The sequence below is a fragment of the Faecalicatena sp. Marseille-Q4148 genome, assembly GCA_018228665.1.
Taxonomy (GTDB): domain Bacteria; phylum Bacillota; class Clostridia; order Lachnospirales; family Lachnospiraceae; genus UBA9414.
The window spans coordinates 1,062,149-1,081,905 of sequence record CP073692.1 but is presented as its reverse complement, the minus strand read 5'-3'; the positions used below and the strand labels follow the sequence as shown (position 1 = coordinate 1,081,905).

Genomic DNA, 19,757 nt, shown 5'->3' with positions numbered 1-19,757 from the left:
ATACTATAGAAGTACGCTGCAGTGCCAGAGAGGCTTATTGGCTCGGTCTCGAAATCCGTTGGTTCCATTAAGGACACGGGGGTTCAAATCCCTCCTGCAGCGTTTTCTTATTTTATCAGCGCATTTCTAAAGATTATCTTAATTCATATAAATTCACACAAATTTCCAATAATCGCTCTTTTACTTCTGAGATAATTTATGCTATAATATCTTAAAATGCAGATAATTTTGAAATACAAGAGAAAAGAGGTAACCATTTATGAAATGTCCTAAATGCGGAAAAGATCTTTTGATCCGTGATGAAAAAGTTTCAGTCGATGAGAACGGCGAGGCAATATATAATCAATTTGCAATTTGTACAGACTGTAAGAAAAAGTGGAACTTAGATAAACAGCGTGCAAAACAGGCGGAGAAAGCAGCAGCCAGAGCTTCTGTGAAGCAAAAAGACGATCAGGAGAAGGCTCAGCCAAAGGCATCGGAAGAGAAGAATATGCAAGGAAATGCTGAAGGAGAAGCAGTAAGAACGGCGAGACCGGCAGCGAAGAATTCTGCTGAGAAGACACCGGCAGCGCCGAGGAAAGAACCAAAGAGAGCAGAAGAGAAAGAAACTCTTGCCGAGAATGCTCCTGTTAAGAAAAGAGAAGAGAGCATTGCCTCAGAAAAAGAAGGAGCGAAACAGCGCACAGCTGCTCCGGTTAAGAAAGCGCCTGCGAAGAGAAGCGAAGAAGATCGTAGAGGAGCAGCTAAGAAAGCACCTGCGAAGAGACCGGCACCGGTAAAAGCAGTTGCAGAAGAGGAAGAAGAACGTCCGGTAAGAAAGACAAAACCGGCACCGGCAAAGAAACCACAGCCAAAGAGAACGACAGAAGAGCTTCCAAGAGAACGTGCTCCAAAACAGAAGACATCACAGCAGACATATTCCAATATTCCGCCGAAGGAAGTGCGTCAGAAACGGGAAGAAGAAATGAAACGCGGTTATGATGAACTGCTTTCAGTAGAAGATGAGGATGAAAGCCGCGGATCAAAGGCTCCGGTCATCATTCTTGTAATTTTAATCCTGATTGCGCTTGGTGCAGCAGGAACAATTTTCTACTGTAAGATGACAGATCGTCCGATTCCGTTTATTTCTCAGAATGTGCAGACAGAGTATGCCATAAGTGCTTCCGCAGAAGAGACAGAAGTACTTCCGGAAGAAGCAGAAGAAGCTCTGTTCGTCTAACAGATTTTTAAATTAGAAAGAAGAATATTTCATCTGAAACTTTTATAAAGATGAAAAAGGGTATCGCTTAATGATTTTGCGATACCCTTTTTGTCATTATAATGAATAATACTTTTTTACATCATTGCGGTGGACAGCTTTTTATGTACATGACGATAACAAAGAATATGAACACCTCCAGTTAGAATCCAGGAAATCGGATAAGAAATATACAGGATAAATAAAGTGTGCTGCCACTGGAAAATTGTAAAAATCCATAACACGCGGAAAGCGCAGGCTCCGGTCAGCGATACGATCATCGGCATCACAGAATAGCCAAGTCCGCGAATGCTTCCGACCATGACATCCATAATACCGCAAAGAAAATAGGTACAACTGATGATTGCCATTCGAGACAGCCCGAATTCGATTACCTGTGGATCAGAAGAATAAATGCCAAGCAGCTGGCGGCCAAATAAGTAAGCTCCATTTCCAAGAAGGAGTCCAATTACAGATACAATTGCAAGACAGCGGAGCAAAATCTGATTGATTCGCTTGTAGTTTCCGGCGCCCATATTCTGGCTTGTAAAACTTAGTGCAGTCTGATAAATGGCATTCATAGATGTGTAGACAAATCCTTCAATATTGGATGCAGCTGTATTCCCTGCCATTGCAATGGAGCCGAAGGAATTTACAGAAGATTGAATCAGTACGTTGGAGATAGAAAATACGACGCCCTGCATCCCGGCAGGAAGTCCGATCTTTAACATCTGAATCAGCTTATCGCTGTGTATTTTTAGACTTTTTAAATTCAAATGACACATTCCTTCGACATGAGTCAGGCAATTTAGTATAAGAAGTGCCGATATCACTTGTGAAATAACAGTTGCAGCGGCAACTCCGGCAACGCCCATGTGGAAGACGATTACAAAGATTAAGTTAAATATTACATTAATCACACCGGCTGCCATAAGGAAATAAAGCGGACGCTGTGTATCGCCTATGGCACGAAGAATGGCTGCGCCGAAATTATAAATCATAAAGGCAGGCATTCCAATAAAATAAATACGCATATAAAGTACGGAATGTGCAATGACATTATCCGGAGTTCCCATCATTTCAAGGAGTGGGCGTGCCAGAATAACGCCAACAAAGATCATGAGAATTCCTCCGAGAATGGCTGTCATAATAGAAGTATGAACAGTATCGCTGACTTCGGCTTCTTTTTTTGCGCCATAGAATCGAGCTACCAATACATTGGTTCCGATCGAAAGTCCGATGAATAAATTTACAAGAAGGTTGATCAGAGCGCTGGTAGAACCAACTGCTGCAAGCGCATGGCTTCCGGTAAAGCGGCCGACAACAACAATATCTGCTGCATTAAAGAGAAGCTGAAGGATTCCGGATAGAATCAGAGGCCCCGAGAAAATGAGGATTTTCCCGAGGAGCGGACCATTGCACATGTCCATTTCATAATTTTTTTTCATGCTGTAACACCTCGATTTCTTTAAAACTATATACCTAACTTAGTATTATAAGCATCTCCTTTGGAAAGTTCAAGGAAGAAAAGGAGATCAGATGTACTTTCTGGTGTGCATAAAAAACTTGACAATAGTTTCTGATAATGTGTATAATAAAGTTCGCAAGCGAATTGTTCGCTATAGAACTATGATGATTTTGCAATAAAGGAGAAACAAAATGGCGAAGCCGATTGGACATGAGATTCATGAATTAGACAACATTCTTGGACGCAATATGATGGCTCATCAGTCACGGATGGGAAGAGACGAAGTGACAGTGATGCATGGATGGATTATAGGATTTTTGTATCGACACCGGGAGGAAGATATTTTTCAAAAAGATATTGAGAATCGCTATTCGATGGCGCGTTCCACAACAGCAACCATTCTGAAGCTGATGGAAAAAAAGGGATATATCAGACGTATTGGCGTGAAAGAAGATGCGAGGCTGAAAAAAATTGTTCTAACAGAAAAAGGTGTTGAGATGAACCGAGAGACAGAGAAGATAATCAACTATCTGGAGGAAAGACTTCTGAGAGGGATTTCCGAAGAAGAGTTAGAAATTTTTCTTTGTGTACTCCGCAGAATGAAAGCAAATGCACAGGAAGATGAGAAAAACTACAAGACAGAAGAGCGAAAGGAGAAAGGCTAGATGGTTAAGACACTATTGGGACAGGTCAAAGAATTTAAACGAGAATCTGTTCTGACACCGATTTATATGATTCTGGAAGTGATTCTTGAGACAATGATACCGCTTTTGATGGCGTCAATTATTGATGAGGGGGTAGAAAAAGGAAATATTCGCCATATTATGATCGTAGGTGGTGTGATGGTTGTTGTAGCAGCGGCAGGGCTTCTGGCAGGACTGATGGGAGGTATTTACGGAGCAAAAGCTTCTACCGGATTTGCAAGAAATTTGAGAGAAGCCATGTTTGAAAATATTCAGACGTTTTCGTTTGCCAATATCGACAAATACAGTACGGCAGGTTTGATTACACGATTGACAACGGATGTAAGCAATATACAGAATGCATATCAGATGATTCTGCGTATGTGTATGCGGGCGCCTGCCAGCATGATCTGCGCTATGGTTATGGCGTTTATGATTAATGCAAGACTGGCATCAATCTACCTTGTGGCAGTCATTTTGCTTGGTATTTTTTTGATGGTCATTATAAGCCGTGCGACAAAATATTTTAACAGTGTATTTGAAAAATACGACGATCTCAATGCCAGTGTGCAGGAAAACATTACAGGAATCCGCGTAGTAAAGGCTTATGTGCGGGAAGAATTTGAGAAGGACAAGTTTACAAAAGCCAGTGCCAACCTGTATCGAATGTTTGTGAAAGCAGAAAACATTGTTGTTATGAATTCTCCGGTAATGCAGTTTACCGTGTACGGGTGCATTCTCGGAATCAGCTGGCTTGGAGCAAAAATGATTGTTTCTAATAATCTGACGACAGGTGAGCTAATGAGTCTTCTGACATATTGTACGAATATTTTGATGAGTCTGATGATGCTTTCGATGATTTTTGTTATGGTGACAATGAGTATGGCGAGCGCGCGTCGGATTACAGAGGTTTTGAATGAAAAAACAGATCTTTGTAATGGAAAGAATCCGAAAAAAGAAGTGAAAGATGGAAGCGTTGTGTTCGAGCATGTAGATTTCAGTTATAAAAAAGACAGTGAGGAACCGGTACTGAGAGATATCAATCTGACTGTACGATCAGGAGAGACGATTGGAATTATTGGCGGAACAGGAAGCGCTAAATCCAGCCTTGTGAATCTGATTAGCCGTCTTTATGACACAACAGCAGGAAATGTATATGTGGGCGGTGTAAATATAAAGGAATATGATCTGGAAACATTGAGGAATCAGGTAGCGGTTGTTCTTCAGAAAAATGTGTTGTTTGGAGGAACAATTCTTGATAATCTTCGCTGGGGAGATCCGGATGCCTCTGAAGAAGAATGTAAACGAGTATGTCGTCTTGCATGTGCAGATGAATTTATTGAGCGTATGCCGCAGAAATACGAAACACATATTGAGCAGGGAGGAGCAAATGTGTCCGGCGGACAAAAGCAGCGTCTTTGTATTGCCAGAGCGCTCCTGAAAAAGCCGAAAATATTGATTTTAGATGATTCTACAAGTGCAGTGGATACTGCTACAGATGCAAAGATTCGAAAAGCATTTGCAGAGGAAATCCCGGATACGACGAAGTTCATCATTGCACAGCGTATTTCCAGTGTGCAGGGAGCAGATCGAATTATTGTTATGGAAAATGGAATGGTAAATGGATTTGGAACTCATGAACAGCTCATGGAGACAAATGCAATTTACCGGGATGTATATGAATCTCAAAATCGCGGAGGCGGAGATTTTGATGAAGGAAGAGGAGGGGAATAATTATGCCAAAACCAATGCGGGGAGCAAAACCAAAAGTAAAAGATCCTGGGAAATTATTTGCCCGACTGATGAAATATATTTTGAAAAATTATAAAGTTCATCTAGTGATTGTTGTAGTTGGCATTTTTGTCAGTGTACTGGCAAATGTACGAGGAACGATGTTTATGAAAACATTGATCGACGGTTATATTGTACCGTTGCTGGGAAGTGAAAATCCGAATTTTGTTCCGCTCTTAACAGCGATCGGACAAGTAGCGGTCATTTACCTGGTTGGAGTTATTTCTACTTATTTATATAATCGTTTGATGATCTATGTTACACAGGGAACATTGCGTAATCTCAGGGATGATATGTTTGTACATATGGAAAATCTTCCGATTAAATATTTTGATACCCATTTACATGGAGATATCATGTCTGTGTATACAAATGATATTGATACTCTTCGACAAATGATTAGTCAGAGCATGCCTCAGCTCTTATCAAGTATGATAACCATTGTTAGTGTGATGCTCAGTATGATTATGTTGAATATTCCATTGACAATTGTTTCGCTCATAATGATTGCCGTTATGATGACGGCAACAAAAAAAGCAGCAAGTTTAAGCGGAACCTACTTCATTGCACAGCAGAAACATCTCGGAGCATTGAATGGTTTTATTGAAGAAATGATGGAAGGGCAGAAGGTTGTAAAAGTATTTTGCCATGAAAAAGCCAGTATGGAAGATTTCAGTCATTTGAACAATCAGCTGTTTGAAAGTGCGGATAAAGCAAATAAGTTTGCCAATATACTTGGACCGATTAATGCACAGCTCGGAAATATCAGTTATGTGGTATGCGCTATTGTAGGTGGAATTCTTGCCATTTATGGAGTTGGAGGTTTTACGCTTGGCGGTCTGGCAAGCTTCCTTACCTTTAATAAAAGTATTAATATGCCAATTAATCAGGTAAGTCAGCAGATGAATGCAGTTGTTATGGCGCTTGCAGGTGCAGAACGCATTTTCCGATTATTAGACGAAGAAAAAGAAACGGATGAAGGCTATGTAACGCTTGTGAATGCGGAACACCAGGCTGACGGAAGTGTTGTTCCGACAGAAAAGAAACATACAGGGTGCTGGGCGTGGAAGCATTATCACAAGGCAACCGGTACAACGGATTATGTAGAAGTAAAAGGAGATGTCGTATTTAATGATGTAGACTTCGGATATCATGATGAAAAGATTGTCCTTCACAATATTAAGCTTTATGCGACTCCGGGACAGAAGATTGCATTTGTAGGATCTACCGGTGCAGGAAAAACGACAATTACGAATCTAATTAACCGCTTCTATGATATTCAGGATGGAAAGATTCGTTATGATGGTATTAATATTAATAAAATTAAGAAAGATGATCTGCGCCGTTCGCTTGGGATTGTACTTCAGGATACCAATTTGTTTACGGCAACGGTTATGGAAAATATCCGGTACGGAAAATTAGATGCAACGGATGAGGAAGTAATAGCGGCTGCGAAACTGGCTAATGCAGATGGATTTATCCGCCGGCTTCCGGACGGCTATCAGACAATGCTCTATGGAAATGGCAGCAATTTAAGCCAGGGACAGAGACAGCTTCTATCAATTGCCAGAGCAGCTGTGGCAGATCCGCCGGTGCTGATTCTGGATGAGGCGACAAGTTCAATCGACACACGGACAGAAAAACTTGTGCAGGATGGAATGGACAGGCTTATGCATGGAAGAACAACATTCGTAATTGCCCACAGACTTTCTACCGTAAGAAACAGCGACTGCATTATGGTACTGGAGCAGGGACGGATTATTGAAAGAGGTTCCCATGAAGAACTGATTGCTCAGAAAGGAAAATATTATCAGCTTTACACCGGGCGATCTGCAAGCGAATAATTTTATACCACAGTACAAAAAAGAGTAGTATTTCAGAGCAGCATATGCTAAAATAAAGTGAAAAATGAACTGTTAGGAGAAGAGGATGAAAAAATTAGTAATTATTTTAGGGGTACTGGGAGTGTCTTTTTCGGCTGTTTTTGTGAGGATTACCGATGCGCCGTCTCTTGTGCTGACATTTTACAGATCGCTTTTTGCTGCAATATTTTTAGCACCGGCGCTTTTTGTAAAATTTCGTCCGGAATTGAAAAAATTAACAAAAAAAGATGTGCTGCTCTGTGTAATCAGCGGTTGTTTTTTGGGACTGCATTTTTCGGCTTATTTTGAGTCACTGCGATTTACCAGTATTGCATCCAGTGTCGTACTGGTAGACACAGAAGTCTTTTTTGTTGCGTTTGCTATGCTGTTTTTCTTCCGGGAAAAGATATCCAGGCAGGGATGGATCGGAATTTTTCTGGCATTTGCAGGAAGCGTTGTAGTGGCAATGGCAGATGCAGGAATTGGAAGTGATATTCTGAAAGGCGATCTGATCGCGCTGTCCGGAGCTGCATTTATGGCGGTATATACCATCATTGGAAAAATTTGCCGGAAGCATATGACAACGACCGTTTATACATTTCTTGTATATGCATCTTCAGCGGTAACGGTATTTGTGCTTTTGCTGCTGCAGAAAACACCGGTTACCGGATATGGTCCGTCTATGTTTGTGTCAAGTATCGGTATGGCAATTTGCTGCAGTCTTCTGGGACACAGCATTTTCAGCTGGGGGCTGAAATATGAAAAAGCATCGTTTATTTCTACGGTAAAACTTCTGGAACCGGTGTTTGCATCGGTACTCGGAATCTTTTTATTTTCAGAAATTCCGGGGTTATATACAGTTCTTGGAGGTATCGTAATTATTCTTGGAATTTTCATTTATTCAAAACATAGTGAGTAGCAGAAAACAGGAGGAAGAAAAATGTTATTTGTAGAATATCCAAAATGTACTACTTGTCAGAAAGCAAAAAAATGGCTGACAGAGCAAGGAACTGCATTTGAATGCAGACATATTGTAGAAAATCACCCTACGGTGGAAGAATTAAAACAGTGGCACCAGATGAGCGGTCTTCCGCTGAAAAGATTTTTTAACACAAGCGGGATGAAATATAAGGAACTTGGACTAAAGGACAAGCTGCCGCAGATGACAGAGGAAGAGCAGTATGAACTTCTTGCAACCGATGGTATGCTTGTGAAACGTCCGCTGCTTGTGGGAGATGATTTTGCTGTCCCGGGATTTCGGGAAAAAGAGTGGGAAGAAAAGCTGAATTCATAAGAATTTTATACTTTATTCAGAGCCAGTACATTGACTTTCGGGGAAGAAAAGCGTATATTTTCCATATGTAAAAAGAAAAGGAGGATGAATATATGCAGGAAGTAAAAACACCTAAAAGATCCCCGTGGCTGTACTGGCTCATTGGATTTTTTGTTTTATTAATATTAAACCAGTTTGTATTCACAAGAATGTTGAACCAGAAAGTGGAATCCGTTGATTACGGTACTTTTCTGAATATGCTTTCGGATAAGAAAGTAGAAAAAGTACAGATTGAAGGAGAATCGATCTACTTTACGGATAAGAGTGATAAAGCGTATGAGGCAACGACTTTTAATGATCCGAAACTTGTAGACCGCCTCGAAGATGCAGGATGTTCTTTCGGCCGGGTTATGGAAGAAGAGATGTCGCCGCTCATGAGTATGTTGTTATCCGGACTGATTTCTTTTGTAATTATTTTTGGGCTTGGAAGTCTTCTGACAAGACGTATGATGAAGAAGATGGGCGGAGAAGGCGGCGCCGGTATGGGAATGCCGTCTATGCAGTTTGGTAAGAGTAACGCAAAAGTATATGTGCAGTCTCAGACGGGGATTAAGTTTAATGATGTTGCCGGAGAAGACGAGGCGAAAGAGATTTTACAGGAGATTGTAGATTTCCTTCACAATCCTGGGAAATATCAGGAAATCGGTGCAAAGATGCCGAAGGGTGCGCTTCTGGTAGGTCCTCCCGGAACCGGTAAAACGCTGCTGGCTAAGGCAGTTGCAGGGGAAGCGAATGTACCGTTCTTCTCAATTTCCGGTTCTGAATTTGTAGAGATGTTTGTCGGAATGGGTGCTGCAAAAGTTCGTGATCTGTTTAAGCAGGCGAATGAGAAAGCACCGTGTATCGTATTTATTGATGAGATTGATACGATTGGTAAGAAACGTGATAACGGCGGCATGGGCGGAAATGACGAGCGGGAGCAGACGTTGAACCAGCTGCTGACAGAGATGGATGGATTCGACGGAAGCAAAGGAGTTGTCATTCTTGCTGCAACAAACCGTCCGGACTCGCTGGATCCGGCGCTTCTTCGTCCTGGACGCTTCGACAGACGTGTGCCGGTAGAATTACCGGATTTGAAAGGGCGAGAGGAAATTCTGAAAGTGCATGCGAAGAAGATTCGTCTTAGTGACAGTGTTGACTTTAATGCCATTGCGCGGGCTGCTTCCGGGGCGTCCGGAGCAGAGCTTGCAAATATGATCAATGAGGCGGCGCTGCATGCAGTGCGTGCCGGAAGAAAGTTTGTAACTCAGGCAGATTTAGAAGAAAGTATCGAAGTTGTTATTGCAGGTTATCAGAAGAAGAATAAGGTACTGTCAGATAAAGAAAAACTGATCGTTGCTTACCATGAGATCGGTCATGCGCTTGTGGCTGCACTTCAGACACAGTCTGCTCCGGTTACAAAGATTACAATCATTCCGCGTACATCGGGCGCTCTTGGATATACCATGCAGGTAGATGAAGGGGAACATAACCTGATGTCAAAAGAAGAGATTGAGAATAAGATCTCCACTTTTACCGGAGGACGCTGTGCAGAAGATCTTGTGTTCCATTCTATTACAACAGGAGCATCTAACGATATTGAGCAGGCAACACGTCTTGCAAGAGCAATGATTACAAGATTTGGTATGAGTGAAGATATCGGAATGGTTGCACTTGAGACAGTTTCCAATCAATATCTTGGCGGAGATACCTCGCTGGCATGTTCTCAGGAAATGGCAGCCGATATTGATAAAAGAGTGATTGCGCTTGTAAGACAGCAGTATCAGAAAGCGGAGAAACTTCTGTCAGATCACATGTCTAAGCTGCATGAACTGGCTAAGTATCTCTATGAGCGTGAGACAATTACGGGAGAAGAATTTATGGAAATTCTGAACCAGAAGGAAGAATATCCAAATTTGGTTGATTCTAAAGCGGAAGAGGTGTAAGCTGTAAATAGCAGAATTTATACCAAAAGGAGCGATTGAAATGGAAGTAATGATTACGAATGAGAAACTGCAGCAATTTGAAACCCGTTTTGATGCAGATCGGGCGAATAGAATCGCGATGAACGCAGTGACTGCCAACGGTGTTTTGAAAACAGCGCAGAATTATCAGGCAGAGCGTGGGAATGCCCATGAATTTTCTGTCCGTCTGGATCAGGGAGAAATTACGAATCAGCAAAAAAGCGGAAGATGTTGGATGTTTGCAGCATTGAATGTTCTTCGCTATCATGTGATTCATGAGATGAATCTGGAAGAATTTCAGTTGTCACAGAGCTATACCTTGTTCTATGATAAACTGGAAAAAGCAAATTACTTTCTGGAGTCAATTTTGGAGACATTGGATGAAGAGACAGACAGCCGTCTGATTGCACATTTACTGAGCGCACCGTTAAACGATGGTGGTCAGTGGGATATGATCTGCAATCTGATCGAGAAATATGGTCTTGTCCCGCAGTCAGCTATGCCGGAGACAGTCTCATCTTCTGCAACAGGTGAGATGGTGCAGCTTCTGACGGAGAAGCTTCGTGAATATGCATGTATTTTAAGAAGAGAGCATCGGGAAGGAAAGCCGGAAGAAGAATTGCGGAAAGAGAAAGAAGAGATGATGGAAGAAGTCTATGATATTCTTTGCATCTGTCTCGGAAAGCCGCCAAAGACATTTGATTTCGAAATTCGGGATAAGGACAAGAATTTCCATAGAGATACGAATCTGACGCCGAAAGCATTTTATGAGAAATACATCCATTTGGATTTAAGTGAGTATATCAGTTTGATTAATGCCCCGACAAGCGACAAGCCGTTCCACAGAAGTTATAGTGTGAAGTTTCTCGGCAATGTGAAAGAAGGGCGTGAAGTCCGCTATGTGAACGTGGAATCAGAAGTGCTGAAGAAAGCTGCGATTGCTCAAATGCAGGATGGATCACCGGTTTGGTTTGGATGTGATGTCGGCAAAGAACTGAGCCGCGAAGATGGACGAATGGATCTTGCGAATTATGGAAAAGAAGAGCTATTCCATACAAAATTTACAATGACAAAGGGCGAGCGAGTGGAATACGGACAGAGTTTAATGACTCACGCCATGGTATTTATGGGAGTGAATCTGGATGAAGAGGGACGTCCGAATCGTTGGCGGGTCGAAAACAGCTGGGGAAAAGATTCAGGAAAAGACGGATACTATATGATGACAGACGAATGGTTTGATGAGTATATGTACCAGATCGTAGTGAACAAAAAATATCTTCCGGAAGAAATTATCCGCGAGTATGAAAGCGAACCGATTCTGCTGGAACCATGGGATCCAATGGGTTCTCTTGCTTAGAAGATTCAGAGGATAAGTTTTAAATCAAATATAGAAGGCTCCAGGGCACATATCAGCTGTGCTCGGGAGCCTTTTTTCTGTCTACAGTTTGCGATAGCGGTTAAAGCAGGAGAAGATTTCCTGACGGCGTGGGATGCATAATCCGCAAGGGACAAAGCGGCTGCCGCAAATATTTTGAAATTGATTTTTCGCTAATTCGTCTTCCAGGAAATCAACAATCTCTGTCAGAGTATAAGCACCGTTAAAATAATGGGTTTGTGCATAGCGGAGCAGATGGGCAAGGGTATTTGTCTGTTCACAATCGACCAGTTGAGAAAGATAACGCAGTTCTATCGTATCTTTTCCGAGAAGAAAACAGTCTTTGCCATAGAGCTTGATTTTCTGAAGGTGGTTCTCCCTTGACGTGTGCTTCTTTTGCGCAGGATGTTCTGCCTTATGTTCAGGAATCCGGCGGAACATTCCGATATGATATCCGGGCGCTTTGATTGCGGGTGCAGGATAAGAGCGGCTGGCAGCAAGAGCCTGCGCTGTAATATCGTAAGGGAGGTAGTGATCCAGTTGAATAATCGTATCTGCAATGTAAAAATAAGCACCGGAACTTCCTGCCACAAGAATGGTGGAAATGTGATCCTGCTCAAAAAGATCTCTGGCACGTTCCAAAAATGGAGTAATTGGTTCTTGTTCACGGTGGATTACTTTTTGCATTAATTCATCCCGCATCATAAAATTTGTTGCAGAAGTATCTTCGTCAATGAGAAAGAGATGACTTCCGGATTCTATTCCTTCCATGACTGCGGCAGCCTGGGAAGTACTTCCGCTGGCATCTTCTGTGTAGAAAGCAGTTGTATCTTTCTTGTTTGGAAGGTCTTTGATAAATAGCGAAATGTCCACGTTGCGTACGGAGCGGCCGTCTTCGGATCGAAGTTTCAGAGCCGAAGAATCAGTAACTACATATTCTCGCCCATCACCGGAAATGTGATTGTATACACCTGTTTCCAGTGCATTTAAAAGTGTTGACTTTCCGTGATATCCGCCTCCGACAATTAATGTAATCCCTTCCCGGATGCCCATACCGGTTAGGATTCCATGATGTGGAAGGGTGCAGGAAACACGCAGTGTATCCGGGGAAGAGAAGGGAACCGCATGTTTCATTGGTTTTTGTGAAATGCCGCTTTCTCTCGGGAGAATTGCACCGTCTGCTACAAAGGCAGACAGATGATGTTCTGTAAGGAATTGGCGGAGTGCATGTTGATCGTCTGCAAGGTGGATATCTTTTTGGAGCTGTGCGTATTTTTCCGGACGATAAAGCAGTGCTGCACGCACACAGGAAGGAATAAAATTCAGAAGCATTTTTTCCAGCTCCTGTCCCTGAATGGTTCTTCCATTCGCAGGAAAACCGGCTTCCAGACGAAGAATGATTTCATGACTGGTAATCTGACAGGCGCTTCGCGGTAAGATTTCCTGTCCCGGTATACTTGTAGCGAGAAGACCGCTTTTTCCGGAACCTTTTGCCCGAAAAGAGTATTTAGACAGCTCAGCAGCGCAAGCTCTAAGGAGTGCATCTTCCAGTGCAGTCTTCCGCCACGGGGTGTCGAAAAACTCAGCAGGAAATCCGGCAAACCGATGAGGTACGCGGATGCTGATGTGGGATGGCGAGGCAAAAGGATCGCCCTGGACATGATCGATGGTAAGTGTGAATTTTTCAAATGTATAGCTTCCGGTCAAAGATTTGCAGGCCGGATAACTTTTGCAGTAAATAGATGCGATGAGATCTTTCAGGTCTGCCGCAGTGCTGTTTGTTGTATGATACATAGGAACCTCCTGATTTATTATTCATTTCAACGAATTTAAAATTATGAAATAACTGCTATGGAACAGTATAAAAAATTTCGGACAGAATGTCCAATGGATAATATAATTCTTGTCAAGATTATGAGAATCCTTTATCATAAATGATGTAAGTAAAAAAGAGGAGCAGAAGTATGAACATTTTAAATATAGAACATATCAGCAAAATATTTGGTGAGAAAGTGATTTTTCAGGATGCATCTTTTGGAATTCAGGAGGGAGATAAAGTCGGAATCATTGGGATTAATGGAACCGGAAAATCTACTCTTTTGAAAATGATCGCCGGGGAGGAAGAACCGGACAGTGGGCAGATTATCAGGCAGAATGGCATTCGGATTGCTTATCTTCCACAGAATCCGGCATTTCCGGCTGGAGCTACGGTTGCTTCCTATGCGCTTGAAGGAAACAGCGATACAGACTGGATTGTGCAGAGCAATCTGACAAAGCTTGGAATTACAGAGTATGAGAAGAAGATTGAGCAGCTTTCGGGTGGGCAGAAAAGGAGAACGGCCCTTGCAAAGACGCTTGCAGGAGAATTTGATGTACTGATCCTGGATGAGCCGACGAATCACTTGGATGAAGAAATGATTTCCTGGCTGGAAGACTATTTGAGAAGTTACAGAGGCGTTATTTTGATGGTAACGCATGACCGTTATTTCCTTGACCGGGTATCTAATCGGATTTTAGAAATCAGTCATGGGGCAATGTACAGTTATCAGGCGAACTATACAAAATTTCTGGAATTAAAGGCAGCTCGCGAAGAGATGGAGCTGGCTTCGGAACGGAAGCGTCAAAGTGTGCTTCGGATGGAGCTGGAATGGGCGAAGCGGGGATGCAGAGCCAGAAGTACAAAACAGCGCGCCAGACTTGAGCGCCTGGAAGCATTGAAAAATGGAAGCGCGCCGCTGGCAGATCAGGCGGTAGAGATGGATGCGTCAGAAGTGCGCATGGGAAAGAAAACAATAGAACTTCACCATGTGAGTAAAGGATATGGAGCAGAAAAGATGATCGATGATTTTGAGTATATTGTGCTTAAGAATCAACGGCTTGGAATCATCGGTCCGAATGGCTGCGGAAAATCAACGCTTTTGAAAATGATCGCCGGACTTGTGAAACCAGACAGCGGACAGATTGAGGTTGGGGAAACAATTAAGATTGGATATCTGGCACAGGAGGAGCCGGATATGGATACCAATGAAAGAGTGATTGATTATATTAAAGACATCGCAGAATATGTGCAGACAAAAGAAGGGCGTATCAGCGCTTCTCAGATGTTAGAGCGATTTTTATTTACACCGGAAATGCAGTATACGCCGGTGTCAAAGCTTTCCGGTGGGGAAAAGCGCAGACTTTACCTTCTCTCTGTTTTGATCAGCGGTGCAAATGTATATGTTCTGGATGAACCGTCAAATAATGTGGATATTCCAACGCTTACTATTTTGGAAGATTATTTGAACAGCTTTTCGGGGATTGTGATTACCGTTTCCCATGACAGATACTTCCTTGATAATGTAGTAGATCGTATTTTTGAATTTGAGGGCAATGGAAAGCTTCGTCAATATGAGGGCGGTTACACCGATTATCTGGAAGCAAAGATGAGAAGGGAAGCAGAAGGGAAAGCATCTGAACGAAAACCGGAAGAGGAAAAAGCGGCAGGAAAAAATACAGGAAAAGGAAGTAAAAGCTGGAAGCAGAATCAGCCGGTGAAGTTAAAGTTCTCTTATAAAGAATCTAAAGAGTATGAAACGATCGATGAAGAAATCGCAGAACTGGAAGAGAAAATCGAACAGTTTGATAAAGAAATGTCGGAGAATGCTACAAATTCCGCAAAACTTTCAGAACTAATGCAAAAGAAGGAAGAAACGGAACAAATGCTGGAAGAAAAAATGGAGAGATGGGTGTATTTGAATGATCTGGCAGAGCGGATCGAGCAGCAGAAAAACAGCTAAATCCAATGGCGAAGTAGAGACAAAAATATTGACAAATCGGAAAATAATTGCTATGATATAAAAACAGAACGCACTCTGTTTTTGGAAATGGAGGGACTCACATGAAAAGAAAGGTGTATTCATTATTAGTTGAAAATAATTATGGTGTTTTAAGCAGAATTGCAGGATTGTTCAGCCGGCGCGGCTATAATATTGACAGTATTACATCCGGAGTCACAACGGATGTGAGATTTACGAGAATTACTGTTGTAGCAAGCGGAGATGAGCAGATTTTATCGCAGATCGAAAAGCAGCTTCGGAAGCTGGAAGATGTCAGGGATATTAAAGAACTAAAAGATGACAGTTCTGTGTGCAGAGAATTAGTCATGGTTAAGATTAATGTAGATGCAGCCCGCAGAGCAGAAGTCATTACGATTGCGGATATTTTCCGGGCAAAGATTGTAGATGTAGAACCGGAGTCAATGATTATTGAGTTGACCGGAACACAATCGAAGATCGAAGCCTTGATTAAAATGCTGAATGAATACGGAATTCTGGAATTAGCTCGAACAGGAATTACAGGGCTTTCGAGAGGTTCTGATGATGTGAAGTGGTTTGATTAGAGCTGCCAAGTACAGCCCTTTCATAAATTTTTTAGTTTAGGAGGAAATATCTATGGCAAAAATTTATTATCAGCAGGATTGTAATTTATCATTATTAGAGGGCAAGACGATTGCCATTATCGGTTACGGAAGTCAGGGCCATGCCCATGCTCTGAATTTAAAGGAATCCGGATGCAATGTTATTATCGGACTTTATGAGGGAAGTAATTCCTGGGCGAAAGCAGTAGAACAGGGCTTTGATGTTTATACGGCGGCAGAAGCTGCAAAGAAGGCAGATATCATTATGATCCTGATTAATGATGAAAAACAGGCAGATCTGTATAAGGCAGATATTGAACCGAATCTGGAAGCGGGAAATATGCTGATGTTTGCTCATGGATTTAACATTCATTTTGGATGTATTACCCCTCCGGCAGACGTGGATGTGACAATGATCGCTCCAAAAGGCCCTGGTCATACGGTAAGAAGTGAATATCAGGCAGGAAAAGGTGTACCATGTCTTGTTGCAGTAGAGCAGGATGCTACGGGCAAAGCATTAGATCTTGCACTTGCATATGCGCTTGGAATCGGCGGGGCAAGAGCAGGCGTGCTTGAAACTACATTCCGCACAGAGACAGAAACAGACTTGTTCGGTGAGCAGGCAGTTCTTTGCGGCGGAGTTTGTGCGCTGATGCAGGCAGGATTTGAGACTCTTTGTGAAGCGGGATATGATCCGAGAAATGCATATTTTGAATGTATCCATGAGATGAAACTAATTGTAGATCTTATCTATCAGTCCGGATTTGCAGGAATGAGATATTCTATTTCCAATACAGCAGAATATGGCGATTATGTTACCGGTTCCAAGATTATTACAGAGGATACAAAGAAGGCAATGAAACAGATCCTTTCCGATATCCAGGATGGTACATTTGCGAAAGAATTCTTGCTTGATATGTCACCGGCCGGCCGCCAGGTACATTTTAAGGCAATGAGAAAGAAAGCAGCAGAACATCCGTCAGAAGTAGTAGGAGCGGAAGTGAGAAAGCTGTACAGCTGGAGTGACGAGGATAAGCTGATCAATAATTAATGAAAAAAGAAAGCTGCTCTGCAGGATGCACCGAGCTTTCAAAAGCCATAAATTAGCTTTTGGAGAGCGGTTCACGGCAGGGCGGCTTTTTCATTGTGCTTTAATTGGGATTGACAAATAGGGGATTTTGAGAGAAACTGTATTTAATGATGAAGTGATAACAGGAGGGTATTTATGCTAAGCGAAATTACAAAAATCTGGGGCATCAGCGGACAGGAAAAACAAGTATCTGACTATATTATTGAGCAGGTCAGAGACTATGCGGACAGTATTGTAAGAGATGCCATCGGCAATCTGATCGTTGTAAAAAGAGGTTACGGAGAGAATAAGAAGAAAATCATGTCCTCTGCTCATATGGATGAAATTGGACTTTGTGTTGTAAAGATTCTGGACAACGGTTTCTTGAAAGTACGCGCGATCGGTGGGGTATCTCCTCATACATCTTATATGAACCGGGTGGTGTTTAAGAACGGTACTTATGGAACAGTAGGATGTACAGATAAGATTCAGAATGTACAGCCGGGTGAGATTGAAAAAATGTATATCGATATCGGGGCAGCAGATAAAGAAGAGGCAGAAAAATATGTTCAGGTTGGCGACTGTGCTGTTTTCTGCGGAGATTATGTTCCGTTGGCAGGACGCAATGTCATGTCTAAAATTTTTGATGATCGTGTTGCATGTTACATTCAGATAGAAGCATTGAAGCAGATGAAGACACCTTACCATGATGTTTATTTTGTTTTTACAGTACAGGAGGAAATCGGACTTGTAGGAGCCATTACATCAGCGGAACGGGTGAATCCGGATCTGGGAATTGCCATTGATGTAACGCCGGCGTTTGATGTGCCAGGCAGCGATCATGGAAATTCCGCTCTTGGAAAAGGCGCTGCGATCAAAATAAATGATTCCAGTGTCCTTTGCAATCCTGAGATGACAGAAGCATTAATTGCCTGTGCAAAAGAGCATGGCATTGCTTATCAGTTGGATTCACTTTATGCAGGAGGTACTGATGCGGGCGGAATCAGCCGCTCTAATGCGGGAGTAAAAGCAGTAGGGATTTCTATTCCGAATCGGTATTGCCATGCACCGAACAGCATTGTAAATCTTGATGATGTAGAAGCGTGTATTGCGTTATTAAAGGCATATACGGAAAGTGAATTAGAGATTGTGGCAGAAGAAGTAATTAAATAAAATATTTCGGAAGATACAGAAGTTGGAAACGCGAAAGGAGAACAATATGTACGCAGAATTTGATGATACACTGGTTACTGGGAATGAAATGATAGATGGACAGCACAAAGAACTGATTGAAAAGATTAATCAGCTTCTCGGCGCCTGTGAGAATGGGGACGGAAAAGTTAAGGCAATACAGACATTGGCATATCTTGCAGAATATACGGAATTTCATTTTGGAGAAGAGGAAAAGCTTCAGGAAGAAATTGCATACCCAGGCATCAAAGAACATAAAAAAGAGCATGAAAAATTACGGGAAACAGTGAAAGAACTTCACGAAATGTTAGAAGAGAGTGAAGGACCAACAGAAGCATTTGTTCAGCAGGTAGAGAAAAATGTAGTAAAATGGCTTTATAGTCATATCAAAGGATTTGACCGCTCTGTGGCAGAGTACAAAAATATGAGATTGAGCGGAGAAATGCTGTAAAAACTAAGAGAGCCAAAGTGTAAGATAGAGTAACATATAGCTGTCCGGGAAAAACGGACAGCTATTGTTGTTTTTGGAATTAAGAAGGATTCTTTAGATAAGGAAGAATCACACTCCATTCTTCGGTAAGACGTTCAAGGGAAAAAGCTGCATTAGCAGGGCTTGTGGAGGGCAGTTTTACAGCATCCACAGCATATTGCGGTTTCATATACTTCTGATACAGTTTCCAGGAAGTCGTACCGTTGCAGAAGATCTGGCGGATACAGGCATGGGAGAGGATGACGGACAGATCGTTGGGAAGTGCATTTTTAATGCTGCTGTCACTGGAGCCGTGGATTTCGCAGGAAGCAATGACATCCCAGACGGCAATGTGGTGACGAAGCAAAAACTGTTGTTTCTCGGGAATGGAAACAGGCAGGTCTTCCCGGAACAGGCTGGAAAGTACTTTCCAGAATCGATTTTGTGGATGACCGTAAAAGAAACCACATTCTCTTGACTTGACAGATGGAAAACTTCCAAGAATCAGAATCGAAGAAGAAGGAGAGAATAGTGGCGGAATTTCGTGTATAACATGTTCCATAATTATAAACCTCATTAAAAAAGACAACCACATGACGGTATGGTTGTCTCATATCTTTCTCTATAAATAATTAAGCAAGGCTGTTAACAGCTTTTGTTAAGCGGGAAACTTTTCTTGCACATGTATTCTTGTGGTAGATTCCTTTGCTTCCAGCTTTGTTGATTTCAGCAATAGCAACTGGTAATGCTTCTTTTGCAGCAGCAACATCTTTTGCTTCTACAGCAGCTTCAACTTTCTTTACATAAGTTTTCACTCTGGATTTGATTGCTTTATTTCTTGCTGTTCTTGTCTCAGTAACTAAGATTCTTTTTTTTGCAGATTTAATGTTAGCCAATTTGTACACCTCCAAATAAATATGAATTCTCAAATGTGGTT

17 protein-coding genes and 1 tRNA gene are annotated in these 19,757 nt (G+C 42.1%); 14 read left to right on the top strand and 4 right to left on the bottom strand.

Going from position 1 to position 19,757, the window contains the following annotated elements; all coding sequences use genetic code 11:
- The first annotated feature begins 15 nt into the window (after window positions 1-15).
- Window positions 16-102: transfer RNA gene (locus tag KFE17_05180), tRNA-Ser, on the top strand.
- A gap of 157 nt (window positions 103-259) precedes the next feature.
- Window positions 260-1,219 (top strand): hypothetical protein, encoded by a 960-nt coding sequence (locus KFE17_05175; protein ID QUO33140.1) that lies wholly within the window; start codon window positions 260-262, stop codon window positions 1,217-1,219.
- 116 nt (window positions 1,220-1,335) lie between these two features.
- Here KFE17_05175 and KFE17_05170 read toward each other — a convergent pair whose 3' ends face one another.
- Complete coding sequence (locus KFE17_05170; GenBank protein ID QUO33139.1) at window positions 1,336-2,685, bottom strand: MATE family efflux transporter; 1,350 nt, start codon at window positions 2,683-2,685, stop codon at window positions 1,336-1,338.
- Between the two features lie 211 nt (window positions 2,686-2,896).
- Between KFE17_05170 and KFE17_05165 the strand changes: the two genes are divergently transcribed.
- The 7 genes from KFE17_05165 to KFE17_05135 all read left to right on the top strand — a co-directional run bounded on the left by KFE17_05165 (window position 2,897) and on the right by KFE17_05135 (window position 11,674).
- Window positions 2,897-3,370: a MarR family transcriptional regulator gene (locus tag KFE17_05165; GenBank protein ID QUO33138.1), complete on the top strand. Its 474-nt coding sequence runs from the start codon at window positions 2,897-2,899 to the stop codon at window positions 3,368-3,370.
- Window positions 3,371-5,122, top strand: coding sequence for an ABC transporter ATP-binding protein (locus KFE17_05160; GenBank protein ID QUO33137.1), 1,752 nt, complete (start codon window positions 3,371-3,373; stop codon window positions 5,120-5,122).
- A gap of 2 nt (window positions 5,123-5,124) precedes the next feature.
- The gene (locus tag KFE17_05155; protein ID QUO33136.1) at window positions 5,125-7,023 is read left to right on the top strand and encodes an ABC transporter ATP-binding protein; all 1,899 of its coding nucleotides are present in this window, start codon (window positions 5,125-5,127) and stop codon (window positions 7,021-7,023) included.
- An 85-nt stretch (window positions 7,024-7,108) separates the two neighbouring features.
- A complete protein-coding gene (locus KFE17_05150; GenBank protein QUO33135.1) occupies window positions 7,109-7,960 on the top strand; it encodes a DMT family transporter in 852 nt (283 codons plus the stop codon).
- Between the two features lie 21 nt (window positions 7,961-7,981).
- Window positions 7,982-8,335: an arsenate reductase family protein gene (locus KFE17_05145; GenBank protein ID QUO33134.1), complete on the top strand. Its 354-nt coding sequence runs from the start codon at window positions 7,982-7,984 to the stop codon at window positions 8,333-8,335.
- Between the two features lie 92 nt (window positions 8,336-8,427).
- The gene (ftsH, locus tag KFE17_05140; protein ID QUO33133.1) at window positions 8,428-10,299 is read left to right on the top strand and encodes an ATP-dependent zinc metalloprotease FtsH; all 1,872 of its coding nucleotides are present in this window, start codon (window positions 8,428-8,430) and stop codon (window positions 10,297-10,299) included.
- 40 nt (window positions 10,300-10,339) lie between these two features.
- Entirely contained in the window at window positions 10,340-11,674 is a 1,335-nt protein-coding gene (locus KFE17_05135) for a C1 family peptidase (GenBank protein ID QUO33132.1), read from the top strand.
- A gap of 81 nt (window positions 11,675-11,755) precedes the next feature.
- On the opposite strand, the gene KFE17_05130 is transcribed toward KFE17_05135, so the two are convergent.
- Window positions 11,756-13,486: an ABC-ATPase domain-containing protein gene (locus KFE17_05130; GenBank protein ID QUO33131.1), complete on the bottom strand. Its 1,731-nt coding sequence runs from the start codon at window positions 13,484-13,486 to the stop codon at window positions 11,756-11,758.
- Window positions 13,487-13,656: 170 nt separating this feature from the next.
- Here KFE17_05130 and KFE17_05125 point away from each other — a divergent pair, with 170 nt between their 5' ends.
- From KFE17_05125 to KFE17_05105, 5 genes are all read left to right on the top strand, one after another.
- A complete protein-coding gene (locus KFE17_05125; protein QUO33130.1) occupies window positions 13,657-15,471 on the top strand; it encodes an ABC-F family ATP-binding cassette domain-containing protein in 1,815 nt (604 codons plus the stop codon).
- Window positions 15,472-15,572: 101 nt separating this feature from the next.
- Window positions 15,573-16,073: an acetolactate synthase small subunit gene (ilvN, locus tag KFE17_05120; protein ID QUO33129.1), complete on the top strand. Its 501-nt coding sequence runs from the start codon at window positions 15,573-15,575 to the stop codon at window positions 16,071-16,073.
- Window positions 16,074-16,125: 52 nt separating this feature from the next.
- Window positions 16,126-17,142: a ketol-acid reductoisomerase gene (gene ilvC / locus KFE17_05115; protein QUO33128.1), complete on the top strand. Its 1,017-nt coding sequence runs from the start codon at window positions 16,126-16,128 to the stop codon at window positions 17,140-17,142.
- Between the two features lie 174 nt (window positions 17,143-17,316).
- Window positions 17,317-18,333, top strand: a complete 1,017-nt coding sequence (locus KFE17_05110) for a M42 family metallopeptidase (protein QUO33127.1) — start codon at window positions 17,317-17,319, stop codon at window positions 18,331-18,333.
- 46 nt (window positions 18,334-18,379) lie between these two features.
- A complete protein-coding gene (locus KFE17_05105) occupies window positions 18,380-18,802 on the top strand; it encodes a hemerythrin family protein (protein ID QUO33126.1) in 423 nt (140 codons plus the stop codon).
- Between the two features lie 79 nt (window positions 18,803-18,881).
- On the opposite strand, the gene KFE17_05100 is transcribed toward KFE17_05105, so the two are convergent.
- Window positions 18,882-19,382 (bottom strand): DNA-deoxyinosine glycosylase, encoded by a 501-nt coding sequence (locus tag KFE17_05100; protein ID QUO33125.1) that lies wholly within the window; start codon window positions 19,380-19,382, stop codon window positions 18,882-18,884.
- 70 nt (window positions 19,383-19,452) lie between these two features.
- Window positions 19,453-19,716 (bottom strand): 30S ribosomal protein S20, encoded by a 264-nt coding sequence (rpsT, locus tag KFE17_05095; protein QUO33124.1) that lies wholly within the window; start codon window positions 19,714-19,716, stop codon window positions 19,453-19,455.
- Window positions 19,717-19,757: the final 41 nt, after the last annotated feature.